This is a genomic window from Paenibacillus oenotherae, assembly GCF_019443105.1.
Taxonomy (GTDB): Bacteria; Bacillota; Bacilli; order Paenibacillales; family Paenibacillaceae; genus Paenibacillus_Z; species Paenibacillus_Z oenotherae.
In genome coordinates, this window is record NZ_JAHZIJ010000003.1 from 253146 (window position 1) to 269712 (window position 16567).

General features: G+C 39.8%; 14 protein-coding genes and 1 pseudogene. 14 read left to right on the forward strand and 1 reads right to left on the reverse strand.

The window, feature by feature from the left end; genetic code table 11:
- Window positions 1-16: 16 nt before the first annotated feature.
- Entirely contained in the window at window positions 17-250 is a 234-nt protein-coding gene (locus K0T92_RS07330) for a hypothetical protein (protein ID WP_219871781.1), read from the forward strand.
- Between the two features lie 86 nt (window positions 251-336).
- On the opposite strand, the gene K0T92_RS25265 is transcribed toward K0T92_RS07330, so the two are convergent.
- A complete protein-coding gene (locus K0T92_RS25265; protein ID WP_281423116.1) occupies window positions 337-465 on the reverse strand; it encodes a hypothetical protein in 129 nt (42 codons plus the stop codon).
- Window positions 466-763: 298 nt separating this feature from the next.
- Between K0T92_RS25265 and K0T92_RS07335 the strand changes: the two genes are divergently transcribed.
- The 13 genes and pseudogenes from K0T92_RS07335 (at window position 764) to K0T92_RS07390 (ending at window position 16366) form a co-directional block, all read left to right on the forward strand.
- The gene (locus K0T92_RS07335; protein ID WP_219871782.1) at window positions 764-3520 is read left to right on the forward strand and encodes a DNRLRE domain-containing protein; all 2757 of its coding nucleotides are present in this window, start codon (window positions 764-766) and stop codon (window positions 3518-3520) included.
- A gap of 11 nt (window positions 3521-3531) precedes the next feature.
- The gene (locus K0T92_RS07340; RefSeq protein WP_219871783.1) at window positions 3532-8268 is read left to right on the forward strand and encodes an RHS repeat-associated core domain-containing protein; all 4737 of its coding nucleotides are present in this window, start codon (window positions 3532-3534) and stop codon (window positions 8266-8268) included.
- A gap of 10 nt (window positions 8269-8278) precedes the next feature.
- Window positions 8279-8650, forward strand: coding sequence for a hypothetical protein (locus K0T92_RS07345; protein WP_219871784.1), 372 nt, complete (start codon window positions 8279-8281; stop codon window positions 8648-8650).
- A gap of 194 nt (window positions 8651-8844) precedes the next feature.
- A pseudogene (locus K0T92_RS25600) lies at window positions 8845-9003 on the forward strand (RHS repeat-associated core domain-containing protein); the annotation flags it as partial.
- A 75-nt stretch (window positions 9004-9078) separates the two neighbouring features.
- Window positions 9079-9657, forward strand: coding sequence for a hypothetical protein (locus tag K0T92_RS07350; protein ID WP_219871785.1), 579 nt, complete (start codon window positions 9079-9081; stop codon window positions 9655-9657).
- Window positions 9658-9666: 9 nt separating this feature from the next.
- A complete protein-coding gene (locus K0T92_RS07355) occupies window positions 9667-9993 on the forward strand; it encodes an Imm32 family immunity protein (RefSeq protein WP_219871786.1) in 327 nt (108 codons plus the stop codon).
- A 170-nt stretch (window positions 9994-10163) separates the two neighbouring features.
- Complete coding sequence (locus K0T92_RS07360) at window positions 10164-10562, forward strand: hypothetical protein (RefSeq protein ID WP_219871787.1); 399 nt, start codon at window positions 10164-10166, stop codon at window positions 10560-10562.
- 13 nt (window positions 10563-10575) lie between these two features.
- Window positions 10576-11295 (forward strand): hypothetical protein, encoded by a 720-nt coding sequence (locus K0T92_RS07365; RefSeq protein WP_219871788.1) that lies wholly within the window; start codon window positions 10576-10578, stop codon window positions 11293-11295.
- Between the two features lie 84 nt (window positions 11296-11379).
- Window positions 11380-12360, forward strand: a complete 981-nt coding sequence (locus K0T92_RS07370) for a WG repeat-containing protein (RefSeq protein WP_219871789.1) — start codon at window positions 11380-11382, stop codon at window positions 12358-12360.
- Between the two features lie 390 nt (window positions 12361-12750).
- Window positions 12751-13005, forward strand: coding sequence for a polymorphic toxin type 35 domain-containing protein (locus tag K0T92_RS07375; RefSeq protein ID WP_281423117.1), 255 nt, complete (start codon window positions 12751-12753; stop codon window positions 13003-13005).
- 14 nt (window positions 13006-13019) lie between these two features.
- Complete coding sequence (locus K0T92_RS07380) at window positions 13020-13682, forward strand: tetratricopeptide repeat protein (RefSeq protein WP_219871791.1); 663 nt, start codon at window positions 13020-13022, stop codon at window positions 13680-13682.
- A gap of 659 nt (window positions 13683-14341) precedes the next feature.
- On the forward strand, window positions 14342-14998 hold the full coding sequence (locus K0T92_RS07385; protein ID WP_219871792.1) for a P-loop NTPase family protein: 657 nt from the start codon (window positions 14342-14344) through the stop codon (window positions 14996-14998).
- Window positions 14999-15883: 885 nt separating this feature from the next.
- Window positions 15884-16366 (forward strand): hypothetical protein, encoded by a 483-nt coding sequence (locus K0T92_RS07390; RefSeq protein WP_219871793.1) that lies wholly within the window; start codon window positions 15884-15886, stop codon window positions 16364-16366.
- The last annotated feature ends 201 nt before the right edge of the window (window positions 16367-16567 follow it).

Consider the following 16567-nt stretch of genomic DNA (forward strand, 5'->3'; position numbering starts at 1 on the left):
ATGAGGTGATGGTGGAGTGGTAAAGGCATCCGGTGATGAAGCTGCTCAGTCCGGGCTGAATAATGAAGGACTGGCAGTGAAGCGAAGAGGAAGACCGCCGGGGTCACTGAAATCCAGCGCGGAAGCTGCGCAGGAGCAGGAGCCAGAAGCTCAGGAGGAGATTGGGCCAGAGGGCGCCGCTCCGCATTGGCAGGCATTCTACCGTTCCATTCGGGATGCGGTGGCGGATATGCGTCCGCCTCGCGGATAATAGGTTATGGGGACAGCTGATTAGTAATCGGCTGTCCTCTTTTTTTGTATACACAATGTTAGAGGTGCGTGTTACTCATGCCAAGGCTAGCAACAGCCATCCTTGTTCTTCTTAGGCAAATTGCCGGAATCCGCCTTCTTATCGCCGAATTGATCCAGTCTGCCTGGGCTCGATGCCGGTCCGTCATTCTTAGGCTTGCTGTTTCTTCCCGCCATTAAGTATCACCTCCAGCATGTATTAAGATGAGCGGTTTATGGGGATTCAATGCTTGGGAAATGTTGTTGGTTTATTATGCAAAAAATAGTAATTACAAAGAAATAAAAATGTATATTTATCTATTTCGATAAAAACAGACTTCATTCGACTTTATCTCTTAAGGAAAATTGGAGGTACTTCTCCTATACTGTTCAGGTGTGAATAGAAATAAACATTAATAAGGAGGAAATAACATCTAGAATGATACATCGCTCAACGCAGAAAACTACAAAATTTGAAGGAAAGAAGGATGGTAGTATGTACAAAATTTTGAATGCAATTGTAATTAATATGATCATTTTCTCGTTATTGTTCTCGGGAATTGTATTAGCAAACGAACAAAAAGTATCAAAAGATATTACTTCCACAAAAATTGAAAAACCACTGCCAGATTCGGTAGATAAAAAAATAGAAATTGATAAAGAATTGATTTCTGAACGTTCCAGCAATTCTAAAAGCTATTTGATGAATGATGGTTCTACAACAGTTGTTATAAACACTTATTCGGTTCACTATGAGAAAAATAGCGGGGAATGGGCCGATATTAACCCGATCTTGGTCAGCAATGATGCAGTAGAAAGTTTGGAGAAGAAGATGGTTTCGAAGAATATCTCTCGTCAAATGGATCGGGATAAGAGATTGCCCAAAGAAGAGCTTGCTAAAAAGGCGAAGAAGAAGTCTTATGTAGCGCCATATGTTCCTTTTACAGCTGAACTACCATATGACATTAACGACGGCTATACGATGGGTAAGGAGGCGGATTCACTTACGTTGGTTCCTGTGGGTTCTACATCTTCAGTGGGTGTTGTAAACCTTGAGAAAGGGAATAAGGTCAGCTATAAAAATGTGTGGAAGAATACGGATGTCGAGCTGGCTATTATTAATGATGGTATAAAAGAAACGATGTTTGTGGCAACTCCAGACAGTCCCGAAACGTTTAGTTTTAAAATAGTTGGCAATCTAAAAGATGATTTTTCCTCGGGGAATCTTCAAATATTGCCGCCATGGGTGGAAGATGCCGATGGGAAATTCCAGTACTTAGAGCAGAATATCCGGACTGAGGGGAATCAGAAGTACATTGATATCCACATTCCTAAGGATCAATTGAAGTATCCTATAGTCATTGATCCGACAGTTGTTACAATAGGTAATTCGAAAGATACGGCATATGATGCTACGAATCCTTATGATGCAGGTTATGGAGCATCTGAGCGGTTCAGGCAGCACAATGTTATGAAAACATTGATGAAATTTGATCTTTCATTCGTCCCATCCAATGCAGTGATTAAAAGTGCGGAATTAAAATTAAGAACGGGAGTTGCTGTGGATTTAGGCAGCTCTACTCCTATAATGACCTTAAATAGAGTTACAAGCTCTTGGAATGAATATACGACAAATGCAACTAATGCGCCATCATATTCCGATTTCATTACTAATATCTATGTTGCGAACTTCAAAAATGGATTCGATAGAATAGTATTCGGTACGACAATAACAGCGAATTTAATGACTGCTGTATCGAACTGGGTGAATGGTACATGGCCAAATGAAGGGTTTATTATGAATTGGAGTGCGGCAAGCAGCTCTGATTTATGGATATTATCTAGAGAATTTGGTGATGCAGAATACACGCCTAAACTTGTTCTCAACTACAACGTTCCGTCAAGCAAGCCACAGGTAACCTACCCTAATGGAGGGGAAGTGTTGGATGGGGCGGCAACGATCTATTGGAATGCTGCAATTGATCCTGACAATACACAGAATACAATTAAATACCAAGTACAGTTATCCGCGAATGGAGGCAGCACATGGTCGGACATTGTTGGTTTGACCAACCCTGCCGTCACACAATATCCCTATGATTTCAGCAGTATTCCTGCCACGAATAATGCGTTAATACGCATCCGTGCCTATGATGGGGAAGATTATGGCGAGTGGGATCAATCCGATACTTATTTCACGATCAAACATAATCAGGCTCCTCTTGCGCCTACGGGGCTAACGCCTGGTAATGCGACTTCTAGTTCACCGCATCTTATCTCTGTTATTTCACCTATATTGAACTGGACCTTTGTGGATCCCGATGTAGGGGATTACCAGACAGCTTATCAAGTTGAGTTATACTCTGGTTCCACCCTTGTGCATGATTCGGGCTGGATTGCTTCCTCCATCCGATCATATACGGTTCCGATTCCATTGCTTAGAAACTCCTTGTACAACTGGCGGGTTCGAACAAAAGACACTTATGGAGCGGTTTCCAACTTATCAAGCAAAGCTTACATAAAGATAAACAGTATACCGACTGTAAGCTTTTCTTCCTATAGTGATGGACAGAATTTGCCTAATAATAATCTGGACTTCACATGGCTATATAATGATTTAGAAGGTCAAGCTCAAGCGGCATACAAAATTCAAGGGTCGACAGATAATTGGACGAACCTGATGTACGATACTGGCATCGTATCCGGATCGGCTCTTTCACACCATACACCGGCTCTTGCTAACGGCGAATGGGATTTCCGAATCAGTGTCTATGACGGCATGGAATGGTCAGACTGGGCGTATCGTACTGACTTGAAATTGCCGAACAGCTTTGAGCCTAACGATACAAGCGCCACGGCGTATCCGATCCTGTATAACAATAATTACAGCACGTTGATTTCATCGTCAACCGATGTTGATTGGTTCGTCTATTCTCCTGTTAAAGCAGGTGTCGATGAAGTTGTCTTTAATGTACCTGCCGGACGTAATTACGATATTTTTATCTATGACAAGGATCTTAATCTGGTAGCATCCGGGCAAAGAGACGCAAGCGGAATAGAGACCCTGCTGTACAAGGTATCTAGCGGCCCTAATATAAAATACTTCATTAAAATTGTAGGTGCAGGCGGCGCATTCAGTACAACTTCAACTTATACACTATCAGTAAAAAGGCTGGAGATGAACTTCCAGACGATCTATCAATACGATGACAATGGAAATATTACATCCAAAACGACGACTTTAATTAATTAGAGGGGATCACTATGCGGAAAATAAGACATCTACTGAATATTGTACTTATCATCTCTTTAATTTGCGGGCTGCTGCCCGCTTATCAAACCAGCTATGCGGCAGAACCATCTGTCGTAGAAGATAAACACATCACGAAGCGTGAGCAGTTGGCCCGGCAATATAATCTTCCAGAAGAAACGATTCAAGCCTACTTGAATCAGGGTTACTCGATTAAGGAAGTTGCTGCAGCGCTGCAGCAAGTCGGCAAGAAAGGGGCGGAAGAGAAGCTAGCTGCCGGTAAGAAAACTTATCTGAACAATTCGAAAAACGTTGAGAGTAAAATTGTCACCCAGCTTGGTTCAGCGGACTATTCCATGTCCTTTATGACATCCAGTTCTACAGCGCCAGAGAAGGTTCACGTAAATACGAAGCCTGACCAGGCTCCATATACAGTGGCTATGGACAATGAGACGATTTCTACGTTAGGTGGCAATTTGTCATACCAGGTAACAGACTTGATATTGCCAGGGCGCAATGGTTTGTCATTTGCGCTTACACGAACTTATGACAGCAATAGCTCCCAGAGTGGGAAAATGTCTGTCTTGGATGGTGTGAACGCTTTGGCTGGCAAGTCTTATGAAGAGAAGCTCTATCCGATCGGAAAGGGTTGGTCGTGGTCTCTCTCGTCTATCGAACATACACCGGATAATAAAATGTATCTTCATCTATCAGGCAGTGGAACTTATGAGATTGAGAACAATGCTCTTAAGGATTATCCGTGGAGAGATATCACGTTCGAGGCGGATACTACCGTCACAGTCAATGGTGAGGTATCCGCTCATGTTGTGAAATCAATCGGCGGCATTAATCAGTATTTTAATGCTGAAGGGCTGTTGATCCGTATATCTGATCCATATGGGAACAGCATTCAATTCAAATATACCCAGCATTTAGAATACGGAAAAGTATTGAGCGAGATTGAGGATGCGATCGGTAACAAAATCCAAATCCAGTATTCGCAAGTTAGTGTCACGCTTGTTCAGGGCGAGCGCAAAGTCTCTTATTACAAGACAATGCAGAATGGTATTGAGCTGCTGTCGCAGGCCGTAGATCCGCTTAATCGTGTGGAAACGTATGACTACACCATGTCTCCGGCGAGCTTTAATCTGTTAGGCACGACGCCAGATACAAGCAATCCTTACGCTTTGCTGACGGGTATTACCTTTCCGACAGGCGCGAAGACCGTCTATACCTATGAGAGCAATCCGGTCACCCGTTATTTAAGCGCAGATTCAGTCAATCAAGTCTACCGGATGCAGTCTAGAAAAGATATCCTTGCTCTGTCCAATGGAACATCTGAGGATGTGAACGTAAAGAATATTTCATATAACGGAGATATGGGAAGTGTCTACTATGCCAACAATCTGGAATTCTCCGTTGCGATCCATGACGGGCTGGTTTTGCATACATTTTATAATACGAAGAAGTATCCTAATTCCGGCACAACCCAGCAATATTACAATACGAGAGATACAACAAGCTCAGGAAGTACAACGCAAGAGACCATCTATACTTATGATGAAGCTAGAAAGTGGTATTGGCCGATATCAAGCACATCCCAAATAACGACAAGCAGCGGGACCTCCCAGCCCATTACCACATCTCGGATGTATGACGATTATGCGAATGTCATTCTGGATATTAATCCATTAGGAACTCGTACTGAAAATCGGTTCGACGGAACAACACATTTGCTGGAAAGCACACTGCGTACGTTAGAAGGAACCAAGAAGCAGTATACGCGGTATACCCGAAACTCGCAAGGCACAATTACAGATGTGACTGTTAGAGAGAACGATAGCAACGGTGCTATTATTCAGCAGACGATACTGGAGAATATAGATAGCTTCGGTAATGTTCAACGTGCTCGCATCAAAGATAGCGGATCAGAATTTATTACGGATTATGAATATTCCGCAGCTTACCAAAATGCATATCTAAGCAAAGAAATTCATGCTGTAAGCAATATTGATCCTGTGGCTGGAAGCCCGATTCAGGAAACGATAACCAATGAATATACGTATAACCCGTCCAATGGCAATGTACTATCAATCAAGGATGGGAAGGGCTATACGACTTCTTACCAGTATGATCTTCTCGGACGTCTTGTAAAATACACGAACCCAGATCAGACTATGGGTATTATCAAATATTATGATAGCCAGAATATGATCGAACAGACTGATGAAACTGGGATAACGTCATTCACAGCATGGAATCCGCTTGGCTGGATGGTTCAATCCGGCACTGTTGAGCGGACTGGCCGAAAGAAAAAGCAGAGCTCCAGCTACGACGCACAAGGACGTCTGGTTGCCGCTGAGGATGCAATTGGCAACCAGACTACATATGCTTATGACGGCTTCAGCAGGCCGACGCGAACAACTTATCCTGATCTTAGCTACGATGAGATGATCTATGATGATGTCGCACAGACCAAGAAAGCTATAGATGCAGAGGGCAATGCTATTATCGAGAGTTATGATAAGCTGGGACAGGTTCTGAGCCAGTCAGAAGTTATCGATGGAGTGACTAGTCTGTTGACCAGCTATAGCTATAATGCTGCGGGGCAAGTGTTGACAGCAACTGATTCCAAGGGACAGATTACTCGAAACGGCTATGATTTTCTTGGAAGATTGAAAGAGGTTATTAGTGCCAATAATGAAACGACTCAATACCGGTATAACGCGCTCGGATTGATAACCCAGACCATTTTCCCCGATCAGAAAATAAAGCAGAATGAGTATGACGGGATGGGACGGCGGATCAAGACGATTGATGCCAATAATAAGCAAGAAAAATATGTGTACGATAAGAATGGCAATCTGGATCGTCTCGTAGATAAGAAGGGAACGGAGTTCTATTACTCTTATTCATCGAAGAATCAATTACTGACGAAGAATGTAAGGGGATATAGTGGAGAGACGATCACGTTTCAGTATGATGCAGCCGGACGCCGGAAATCGATGGAGGATGAGACGGGATTAACGGAATATGTGTATTCGCCGAACGCGGGTGAGTTGACCCAAATTAAATATCCGGACGGCAGAACCATTGCCTATTCCTATAATGAGAATGGCAGCCGCAATCAAATGAAGGATCCTTTCGGCGGGAATGTATTCTATGTATATGATAGCAAGAACAGGCTGACGCACGTCGGAAGCAATAAGGGACAATGGGATGCTATTTATCAGTATTATAATAATAATCAGCTAAAGAGCATTGAACAATTTAATGGAGTGAAAAGTGAGTACACCTATAAAGGTCTGCAGCTTAAGAGCTTAAAGCATACGCAAATTTATACGGGGAACGTTATCAATTCGTACCAGTATGGCTATGATGCTAATAAAAATATTCAGACACGGACAGAGAATTCACAGACATACGGATATACCTACGATGCGCTGAACCGAATTAAGACGAATGAGCAGTCTAATGAAACCTATGAATATGATGCAAGAGGTAACAGGCAAACGCTTGGTCGTACAGACCATCAAGAAAAACAAGACGCCAGTTATACGTATAATCACCGGGACCAACTGACAGCTGTCACTATGGGTAATGGACAAACGGTTACTTACAAGTATAACGGGGATGGACTGTTGTACGAGAGAAGTGAAGGAGGCAAGACAACCCGGTACTATTATGACGGCGCTGAAGTTATTGCAGAAGCCGAAGTAAATGGCGGAACAGCTGTACTCAAAAATCGGTATATTCGAGGCAAAGGACTTATTTCGAAAGAAGATAGTATGGGACATAAAGGATACTATCTGTTTAATGGTCATGGCGATGTCGTAGAAATTCGGGACAAGGTTTTTGTCGGAAGTACGAGACTGAACAAGTATCGTTACGATATATGGGGCAATCTGCTTGAGAAACAGGATAGCACCAGTAATCCTTTCCTGTATTCGGGAGAGATGTGGGACTCTACGACAGAGTTGCAATATTTGCGGGCCAGATGGTACGATCCAAGTGTAGGACGGTTTATGACGGAGGATACGTATGAGGGGCAAGTGGATAATCCGCTGACGTTGAATTTGTATACGTATGTGCATAATAACCCGTCGAGATACAATGATCCTACTGGACATGAAATTAATAGTGATGAGTTGGATATCTATTTGCAAATAGCTAAGGCTGAGGGGGGGCCACACTCAGATGCTTGGTGGAAGATTAGAAGCATACTAGGCACTGAAGTGAAAAAATGTATAATCTGCTCAAAGGATGATAGTAATCGTTTTAAATATTTATTTAATTTAGCTACCGGAAATCATTACATTAAAGAAGAGAACACTCCTGGAAATGCCGCCTGGGCAGAAGTTGAACTAGACAAATTGTTAAGAAGGGATGAGAGATTAAATGAGAACACCATGGATATGGCATTTGGACTCCTTGGTATTGGTGGAAGAATAAATAAAGTTAGTAGTCTTATTAAGGGAGAAACAGCTTTAGTGAGGGCTGCACAAAAGATGGGCAAGTCTCCTGTTGTTCAAAAGGAGGCAGATGAACTAATAGCAAAATTCTTAAAGGGTAATACGAATCCTGGAATCGGTACTTCGAACTTAACCCGTGATATAAGTTACTTGAGAGGTAAAGAGGGCGCAAGGGTTTTTTATAGAATTGTTGACGGTGAAATGCAGATTCTAGCAAAAGCCAATAAAGCGAACGAAAGTGCAGTAATTGATATTATTTACAAAATATATGGTAAATAAGGAGACATATATGGAGATAGTTAAAATTGTGTATCCCACTCCATTATCTGATATTGAGGATATTTACAATGCTAATATTGATGTACTAGTAACACTTGAGGACGGGATTACTTATACCATAGTTGTAACGACTCCATTAAATTTACTATGGTACATGGATAAAGAAAATTTATCGTACATGCCTACACCACCACCAGAAATAATAGTGAAATGTTTAACTGAATCAACTATTGAAGAAGCTATTAAAAATTATGCTGCTGATGATGCCTTCTGGTTGAAGATTTTATTTATTTCAGGTGTTGACAAAAACTATATTGATTTAAAGTCGATTGAGGATGCGTTGAAAAATATACAGAAAGAAAACGAAGAACTGTTATCTTGAATTTAGAAAATATAAACCACAGGCGAGAATGAACAGCACCCCATTTGTTAGATATCATCTAACGAATGGGGTGTATTTTTGTGGGTAAGTTTAATGAGGTGAAGAAGTAGCAAGCCGTGGAAGCCTATTTAACCGGCACAGAATCTTATCGAGAGATAGGGTTGCATGGAGCATGGTGAGTTTGGGGTTACTGAATTCAATATCTGCGTGCCCGGTTGGTATGACCCGAGCATGGGGCGGTTTTTATTAATGAGGATACGTATGAGGGGCAAGTAGATAATCCGCTGACGTTGAATTTGTATACGTATGTGCATAATAATCCTTTCAGATATTACGATCCAACGGGACACATGGTATTTTCGCAGAACCAGTATGATTATCTTAATTCCCTTGTCTATAACGGAAATAAAGGTCAACAGTCATGGGCTATGAATCAATTAAGCAAAGGAATGTACTATTATGAATATACTCCAGGAGCAGGTTATGTTCTAACATCTGGGAAAGTAGATGATTGGTTAACATCTACAGAGAAAAGTCAGATAGATTGGTCGACAATATTACCGCAGCAACCTAAGAAACAAAACATTCTTAAAAAATTTGTAAATATTATCAATGAAATCTCAGGTTATAATGTTATTAAAACGGTAACAGATCCAAATTCAAGTTCAACTGAAATATTTTTGGCTGGATTTAGCTTATTACCTTTTCAGGACGATCCAAAGGGTTCAAAGTCAAAGTCAAAGTCAGGCGTTGTGAAAAATGTTCTTAAAGAAAGTGAAAAAGTTGGTGATAATACAATTAAATCCACGTTAGAAGATGGAACTCTAGTTATATTTAAAAATGTTCATTCTCATCCAATTGGACCTGAATATCCTCAATCGGTCTTACACTATGGTATACAATTATTTACCCCCTCAGGAGGTGGAAGATACATCCAGGTAAAAAATGGTAACTTTCATGTCACTGTGGATTCTAACGGGAAAGTTATTGATATTATAACTAAGTGAGGGAACTATATGGATATTCATGTTGTTAAATTAAATAACAGAAGTATAAATGTTGATTATGATGGAAGAAATGTTCTAAGGGCTAGGATTTATAATAAAGAGGGAGATGAAATCACTGATGGCTCATTCGTATTAATTGAGGCAAGCAAAGAAGGATTAATAGGACTTGGGTCTGAAATTATTCGAATGGCTTATGAATTTAAAAATGGATATCACGAACATATCTCTCCAATTCGAGAAAGTCTCTATTTGGAGAATATGGGGGTATTTGCAACATCGGATAGTTCGGAGATAATAATTTCTTGCAACAATGGGCTTGGCAAAGTCGGAGATTGATGAATCCTTCCTTCCACCTGGAGCGTTAAATTTGCTCCAGGTTTTTCATTTTCGCGCGCCTAGCCAAGCTAGGCACTAGTCATCACTTTCTTGTCCGAGAAGATATTTATGAGAAAGGCTGATAATGCTCTCGAACAACAGGAACGTTATCAATTCGTACCAGTATGGCTATGATGCTACTTAATGGAATCAATGTAAATGGGTTCAAAGGAGATAAATCAGCGATTGCAACAGCGGGAAGCAACATTCTTTCAACTGAATTAGTACTTCCTAGCCCATTTGATACTAAAAGAGAAATTGTTTACAAGACATATGCAGATGACCCAGGGATGATATATTACTGGGATCGCCAAGTACAACAACCGAAAGAAATAGAGCAACCATCCGAAACAACGGAACCTAGTAGTATATTGGATTCTATTCTTGACATTTTAAATCCCAGTGTTGGATATTATCCAGAGGGTGTACCTACGCCTAAAGGTCCACCGATAGGAGGATCCGGAGGGGGATCGTCTGGATTCCTGTTTCCAAGATTCCCAATAATTACAATAATTAGGTTATTAAAATAGAAGAGGTGATTTTGTGAATCTATCTAAGGAAATAAAGAAAATTGTAACTCCCAGTTTTCTTGAATTAGGGTTCGAATATACAAAAACACGAAATTCATGGTTGTTCTCAAGAAAGGTAGGTCATGCGCAGCAATCGATAGAATTTGAAACAAGCGGATGGCATAAAAATGCGTTTAGAGTAAATTATTATACCTCTTCACGTTACGTGCAAAGTTATTATTTCATCGACCAAAGGGATCATGAATGGCACTCTTTTGAAGATGAGGAATCACTGCGTCAAGAGCTGCTCCGTATAGTAAATATTACAAAGGAATATGCATTAGACTGGTTTGAAAAAAATACAATACAACCTAAAATCGTTTTTAACTATAAGTGGGTATTCAATGAACAATCTATAGCAAATGCAAAGGTTTTTATTGAACAAAATAAGTTGGATGTTAATGATCCCGAGACAATCAAACGGTTAGAAGGTTTGTTGAAAGAAGTTGAGTCAGAGGAAACATGGATCAATTCTGCCTATTATTTAGGTGAGTTATTTAGAGTGAATCTAAGTGGAGAATGGTTGATTAAAGAGAATAAATTCCCTGTTGTGATTAATTTAGGTGGAATTGTAGGGTTTGAAATTGAACCTCATAATCTCATACTTAGTTTTATTAATAATCCCAACGGTGTTAGCTTGTATAATACTTATATAAGTAAAGCTCAAACAGTTAAAAGCATTCTGAATCACTGAAAACAATAATTAACGATCGTTTGGAGTACCATCTCTTCTTGAAGGTGGATTTGTGGATGTAGTAATTATAATGGAGGTGTTTCTATGAATTCCGAAACTGGTAACAATGAAGAAATGTCCGTACTGATTCCTCAAATCGATGAATTATTCCCAATTGAAGAGGAAGGGAAATGGGGATTTATTAATAGCAAATGGCAAACGGTCATTCCACCAACTTATGAAGACATAGAACCATTTCACGAAGGGATGGCTGCGGCTCTAAAGGACGATAAGTGGGGCTATATAGATCTCAAAGGTAATATCGTACTTGATTTTATGTATGTGAAAGCAGGTTCATTTACTGATGGTCAGGCATGGGTAAGAACGAGTACTGGATATTCTCTTATCAATCAACGAGGCGACCTTAAGCAATCATATTCAAATGAAATGATAGATGAAATTTTGATGTATTCTTCAGGTATGTATGCTTTTAAAAAAAATAGAAAGATTGGATATTTAAAAAAAAGTGGAGATATTGCAATAGAAGCTAAGTATGATGAAGCGAGCCCATTTTATGAAGATATAGCAATGGTAAGCCAAAACGGTACAGCTTTCTATATTAATTCAGAAGGTCAGGAGATTCTGGCTAATAAAGAATATTCTCCTATGGGAGCTTTTTCAGAAGGGTTATCACTTGTTAGGTTCGGTGATAATAAATTTGCCTATATTAATAAATTTGGAGAAATTGTGATACAACCAAGTAACCGAATGGGCAGTAGCTTCTCAGAGGGGACAACGGTTTATCTTGATACAGTAAAAATGAAGCATGGGTATATGGATCGTTCGGGTAAGGAAATAATTCCGCCCAAATATGAAGTTGCATTACCTTTCAAAGAAGGATTAGCATATGTGAAAAACGGAAGCAGAGCAGAGTTGATCGATAGTGAAGGCAATACGAGATATAGTCTACCTAAAGATGCAGTTGCCGATGTAGAATCGTACTTCTTATATCGAGATTTTTATGTAATTAACGTTGATGGTGATGATAAAATTGTAAAAAGAAAGACTGGTGAGATTAGAGAATGAACTACTTATCCACATGTGAGTGTAGCGACTCCATGTGGTTTTTTTATTAATTACCAATTTTGAAACTTGATTTAAACATATCCTAAAAATGATATGAAAACATCCTATCTATACGGGGAACGTTATCAATTCGTACCAGTATGTCTATGATAATAATAAAAATATTCAGACACGGACAGAGAATTCACAGACATACGGATGTACCTACGATGCGCTGAACCGAATTAAGACGAATGAGCAGTCTAATGAAACCTATGAATATGATGCAAGAGGTAACAGGCAAACGCTTGGTCGTACAGACCATCAAGAAAAACAAGACGCCAGTTATATGGACCCTGTTTTACAAACATTAGCTTCAAAACTGATCTATACAAGCGTTACGAAAGTCACATGTTCTCGCAGGACCATATTAAGGGTGGAATCATGAAATTAGGGAACAACAGGGAATCTATCTTTAATAGTGTAACTGGGAAAATTGGCTCTATCGATCCGAAAAAAATCCAACAAGGATCGAATCAAATGCATACAAGCATTAATGGTTATGATGTCACAATAAGATTTTATGCAGATGCGAATGGTACAATAATAAATGTTGACGCATTTATGGGAACAGCTACACGAGTAATTGGTAACCTAATTAATTAGAAAAGGGTGATGCAATGAATGACTTAACCCTTAAAGGCACTGTTTTGCAATTAGTTGAAACACCTAACGAGTTCACACTTGAAAAAGCTGAAGAGTTACTATTGGATTATCTTAAAAAAACTCCTGAAGATATTGATGCTTGGGCGAGGTTGGTCATACTTGAAACATTGCCTCCACTAGGGGACTATGCAAGAGCAGTATCATTATTGGAATCAGCACTCAGCAAGCATAAAGATAACCCCTTATTCACAATATTGTTATCTTTCTTCTCTGAATGGTATCTTGGAGGGATGAATGAAAAGCAATTAGTAAATTTATTAGAAGTAAAGAAGATGTCTGATAGTTCAACGAATGCGATTATCTTATATCTACTCGCATGGCACTATAAGCCCACTGATTCAAGAAAGTTTATTGATCTGTTAAATGAATCAATAAACATATGCAATCAACATGTGAAAAACTTTGTTGATTTAGGACAATACTATTTACATCAAGGAAAGACTAAGTTAGGTAAACAATTAGTTGAACAGGGGCTAGCAAACGTCAAATTAGTTTATAAGGAAGACGAAAATATCAAAGACTACGATGCACTTGACGTAACGAGATTTATTAACGAACGAATCACTGGAACGTTTATAACCGAAGGTACGTATCATTCGATTACACAGTTGCTGTAAAATTCTATGAAAAGACCAAGTGAAGATAATTCTCGCTTGGTCTTTCTTTTACCCCCACCCAGTGCCGAATGAATCGGTCGGTAAGTCCCGAAAGAACCTTGGGATGGACTGTTGTATGAGAGAAGTGAAGGAGGCAAGACAACTCGGTACTATTATGACGGAGCTGAAGTTATTGCAGAGGCCGAAGTAAATGGCGGAACAGCAGTACTCAAAAATCGATTTATTCGAGAGGCAAAGGACTCATTACGAAAGAAGATAGTAAGGGACTTAAAGGATACTATTTATTCAACGGTCACGGTGATGTTGTCGAAATCCGAGACAAGGTTTTTGTCGGAATCGCGAGACTTAACAATTATCGTTTCGATATATGAGGCAACCTGCTTGAGAAACAGGAGGTATCCTTTCCTGTATTCGGGATAAATGTGGGACTCTACGGCAGCGTTGCAATATCTGCGAGTCAGATGAGTGGCAATTGACGAACCCGCTGAGTCAGCAGGTTATTGTGAAATTTGAGACAAAAATCAATTATTTACAACCATTGATTCAGGTGTAGACAGCGCATTGCAATCAATAGCTAGAATAAGTAATAGACCTGGATCTTTTGAAGTACTGAATGCAGTATAAGTAGGATTTAAAAAAGAATGGTGGAATCCGCTAACATGGTTCAATTAAAGGTTTCAAATCTAACTACCATTACTGACCCTAAACTCAGCAACTATGGACAAATGCGTGATCTGTGCCACGATTTTAGCTATACTTTCTCGAGTGGGAGGGCTTATGGAATTATTTGTGAATGTGGTGCAGGAGGATGGGGGCTCTCGTATGCTTTAAGCGGGAGAGGAGTAGTTATTGATGGCCAAGTTCAATTAGACGACAAACCTCTCGATCAGAAAACGTTACAACGAGTTGCTTGCTATGTTGGCGAAGAAGAGCGGACACGGGGGCTGCTAGGTTGGTATCGTTCAATTTCCGTGAAGAAACAAATTATAAAAGGATTGAGTGACTCGAATGTCTCGTTGTCATACGATCAGATTATTCACAATTTCGGTCTTACCCCAGAAAGAATAAATCATAAATTTGCCGGCATCGGCAATGAAAGATGGAATGCGTCAGCGGCGATTGGAATGGCACGCGGAAGTATTTTGTATTGTTTCCCATGGCTTAATTCAGATTTTATTACCAGGTTAAGACCAAGAATTGAAGCAATCGTGAGAGAAGCGAAAAAACAGGATGGTATTGTTCTTATTCCTACATGCAGAAGAGAGGGTATCCACGATATAGTGGATGAATTTGTGGAAATAAAGAAATGTCTGTGACATGTAGTATTCCGATAGTAAATGTATGAAATACTAAAGGTCTCGCTTTCCGGCGAGGCCTTTTTCACATACCGCGAACAAGGTGCTTGTTACGCCTAGCCTTAGCCTGACCGAGCCTCACCAGCTTGTAGGTAGTGATAAAACACCACATCTTTCTTTATCCGAGAGGATATTTATGAGAAAGTTAGATGATATTGCTCTTCCTTCTTTATAATATTGGGGTGGAAGTTATATAAGAAAATATACACTTATATTAGGGCCTGTACGCAAACTGTACTGATAGAAATTAGGTGAAATAAAGGACATGAGACACGATAGGGAAGAAATAGCGGTCACGTTGTAAATGTAGGAGGAGCAAACAACAGGAATGATTAAATCCCTTAATACAGGAGATTTAGATGGATAAAATACATGCAATAAACGACATTTTGAGGGAATCGACGACTATCGTTACACAGGGGACAGTTACACTTTTAAACGATATATTCTCAAGCTTATCGAATTTCGAGCAGGTCTCACTTTTCATAGTAAGGCTGTTTCGAAGGAAATGTTTATTTATAAATGCAGACGGGCTGTCTCTAACGAAGAAGTATTAGACAAAGAAGAAGTCGCACAATTATTAAACTACAGAGCTTTCTACTTACTCCATATTGCTCTAGAAAAGAAGTTAATCTCAACAGAGGGTCTAGGCCCACTAGTCGTTATTCCGGAAAAAGGGTCACAGGACTATAGAGCGAAAAAAACGTTGTATGAACAGGCCTTAAAGTATTAGCGATGAAAGCATCTGCCTACTTTTGATCACTCGGAAGTGTGTACTTTAGAAAGACCATTCATGCGTGTTGAACATGTGAGTGCGAGAGTTCATCTTATGAGGCGGGAAATAAATTGAGCTTAAAAAATAAAAAAATGGCAATAGCCACTGCTTTGTCGCTGCTGCTGCTGTTAGCTCTAGTTACGGTAGTGATAGTCATATTCATGAAGCCTGTTTTTTATCCCACTGTAGAAAAGAGCATGACTAGAACGGACATTGAACCAATCATGAATCGGTTTCCCCGATTAGAGAAAGTCGAGAAAGCTGTTTGGCAAGTGGATAGGATCGGAGAATCCCATTTTGGCCCAAGTTCGTATAGAATGAAGGGGTACATATTTCTAAGCGAGCAAATGATCAAACAACTCGAAAATTCGTATGAGTGGGTGGAAGTTTCGAATTGGAAGCCATCAATTCATTTAACTCTGTCTCAGGTGAATGCGCATCATTGGACATATAGTGAGGAATTTAATGATTATGTTGTACCCAATAATTATATTGGGAAATTTTATTGGGATTCGAACAATAAATTGTTTTATTTTGAAGTGGACAATGATTGACTCGGCCATAGCAGGCCGACAATTAAAGGAACTTTCATTCAAAAAAGACTCTCTAGTGGGATCTAGAAGCCATTTTGTAAATGTCACATTAGATAAAAGTGTTAAAAAGGATACTTTATATGTATACACAATTGATAAAACGCCTATTTATCTCGACGAAAGATATGAGAATGGTGGAATCGTATACGAATAATGCTATCG

Coding starts and splice junctions, on each gene's coding strand:
- K0T92_RS07345 (WP_219871784.1), top strand. CDS start 8,279: ATGGAGATAGTTAAAATTGTGTATCCCACTCCATTATCTGATATTGAG.
- K0T92_RS07335 (WP_219871782.1), top strand. CDS start 764: ATGTACAAAATTTTGAATGCAATTGTAATTAATATGATCATTTTCTCG.
- K0T92_RS25265 (WP_281423116.1), bottom strand. CDS start 465: ATGGCGGGAAGAAACAGCAAGCCTAAGAATGACGGACCGGCATCGAGC.
- K0T92_RS07385 (WP_219871792.1), top strand. CDS start 14,342: ATGGTTCAATTAAAGGTTTCAAATCTAACTACCATTACTGACCCTAAA.
- K0T92_RS07375 (WP_281423117.1), top strand. CDS start 12,751: ATGTTCTCGCAGGACCATATTAAGGGTGGAATCATGAAATTAGGGAAC.
- K0T92_RS07360 (WP_219871787.1), top strand. CDS start 10,164: ATGATGCTACTTAATGGAATCAATGTAAATGGGTTCAAAGGAGATAAA.
- K0T92_RS07350 (WP_219871785.1), top strand. CDS start 9,079: ATGAATCAATTAAGCAAAGGAATGTACTATTATGAATATACTCCAGGA.
- K0T92_RS07355 (WP_219871786.1), top strand. CDS start 9,667: ATGGATATTCATGTTGTTAAATTAAATAACAGAAGTATAAATGTTGAT.
- K0T92_RS07380 (WP_219871791.1), top strand. CDS start 13,020: ATGAATGACTTAACCCTTAAAGGCACTGTTTTGCAATTAGTTGAAACA.
- K0T92_RS07340 (WP_219871783.1), top strand. CDS start 3,532: ATGCGGAAAATAAGACATCTACTGAATATTGTACTTATCATCTCTTTA.
- K0T92_RS07370 (WP_219871789.1), top strand. CDS start 11,380: ATGAATTCCGAAACTGGTAACAATGAAGAAATGTCCGTACTGATTCCT.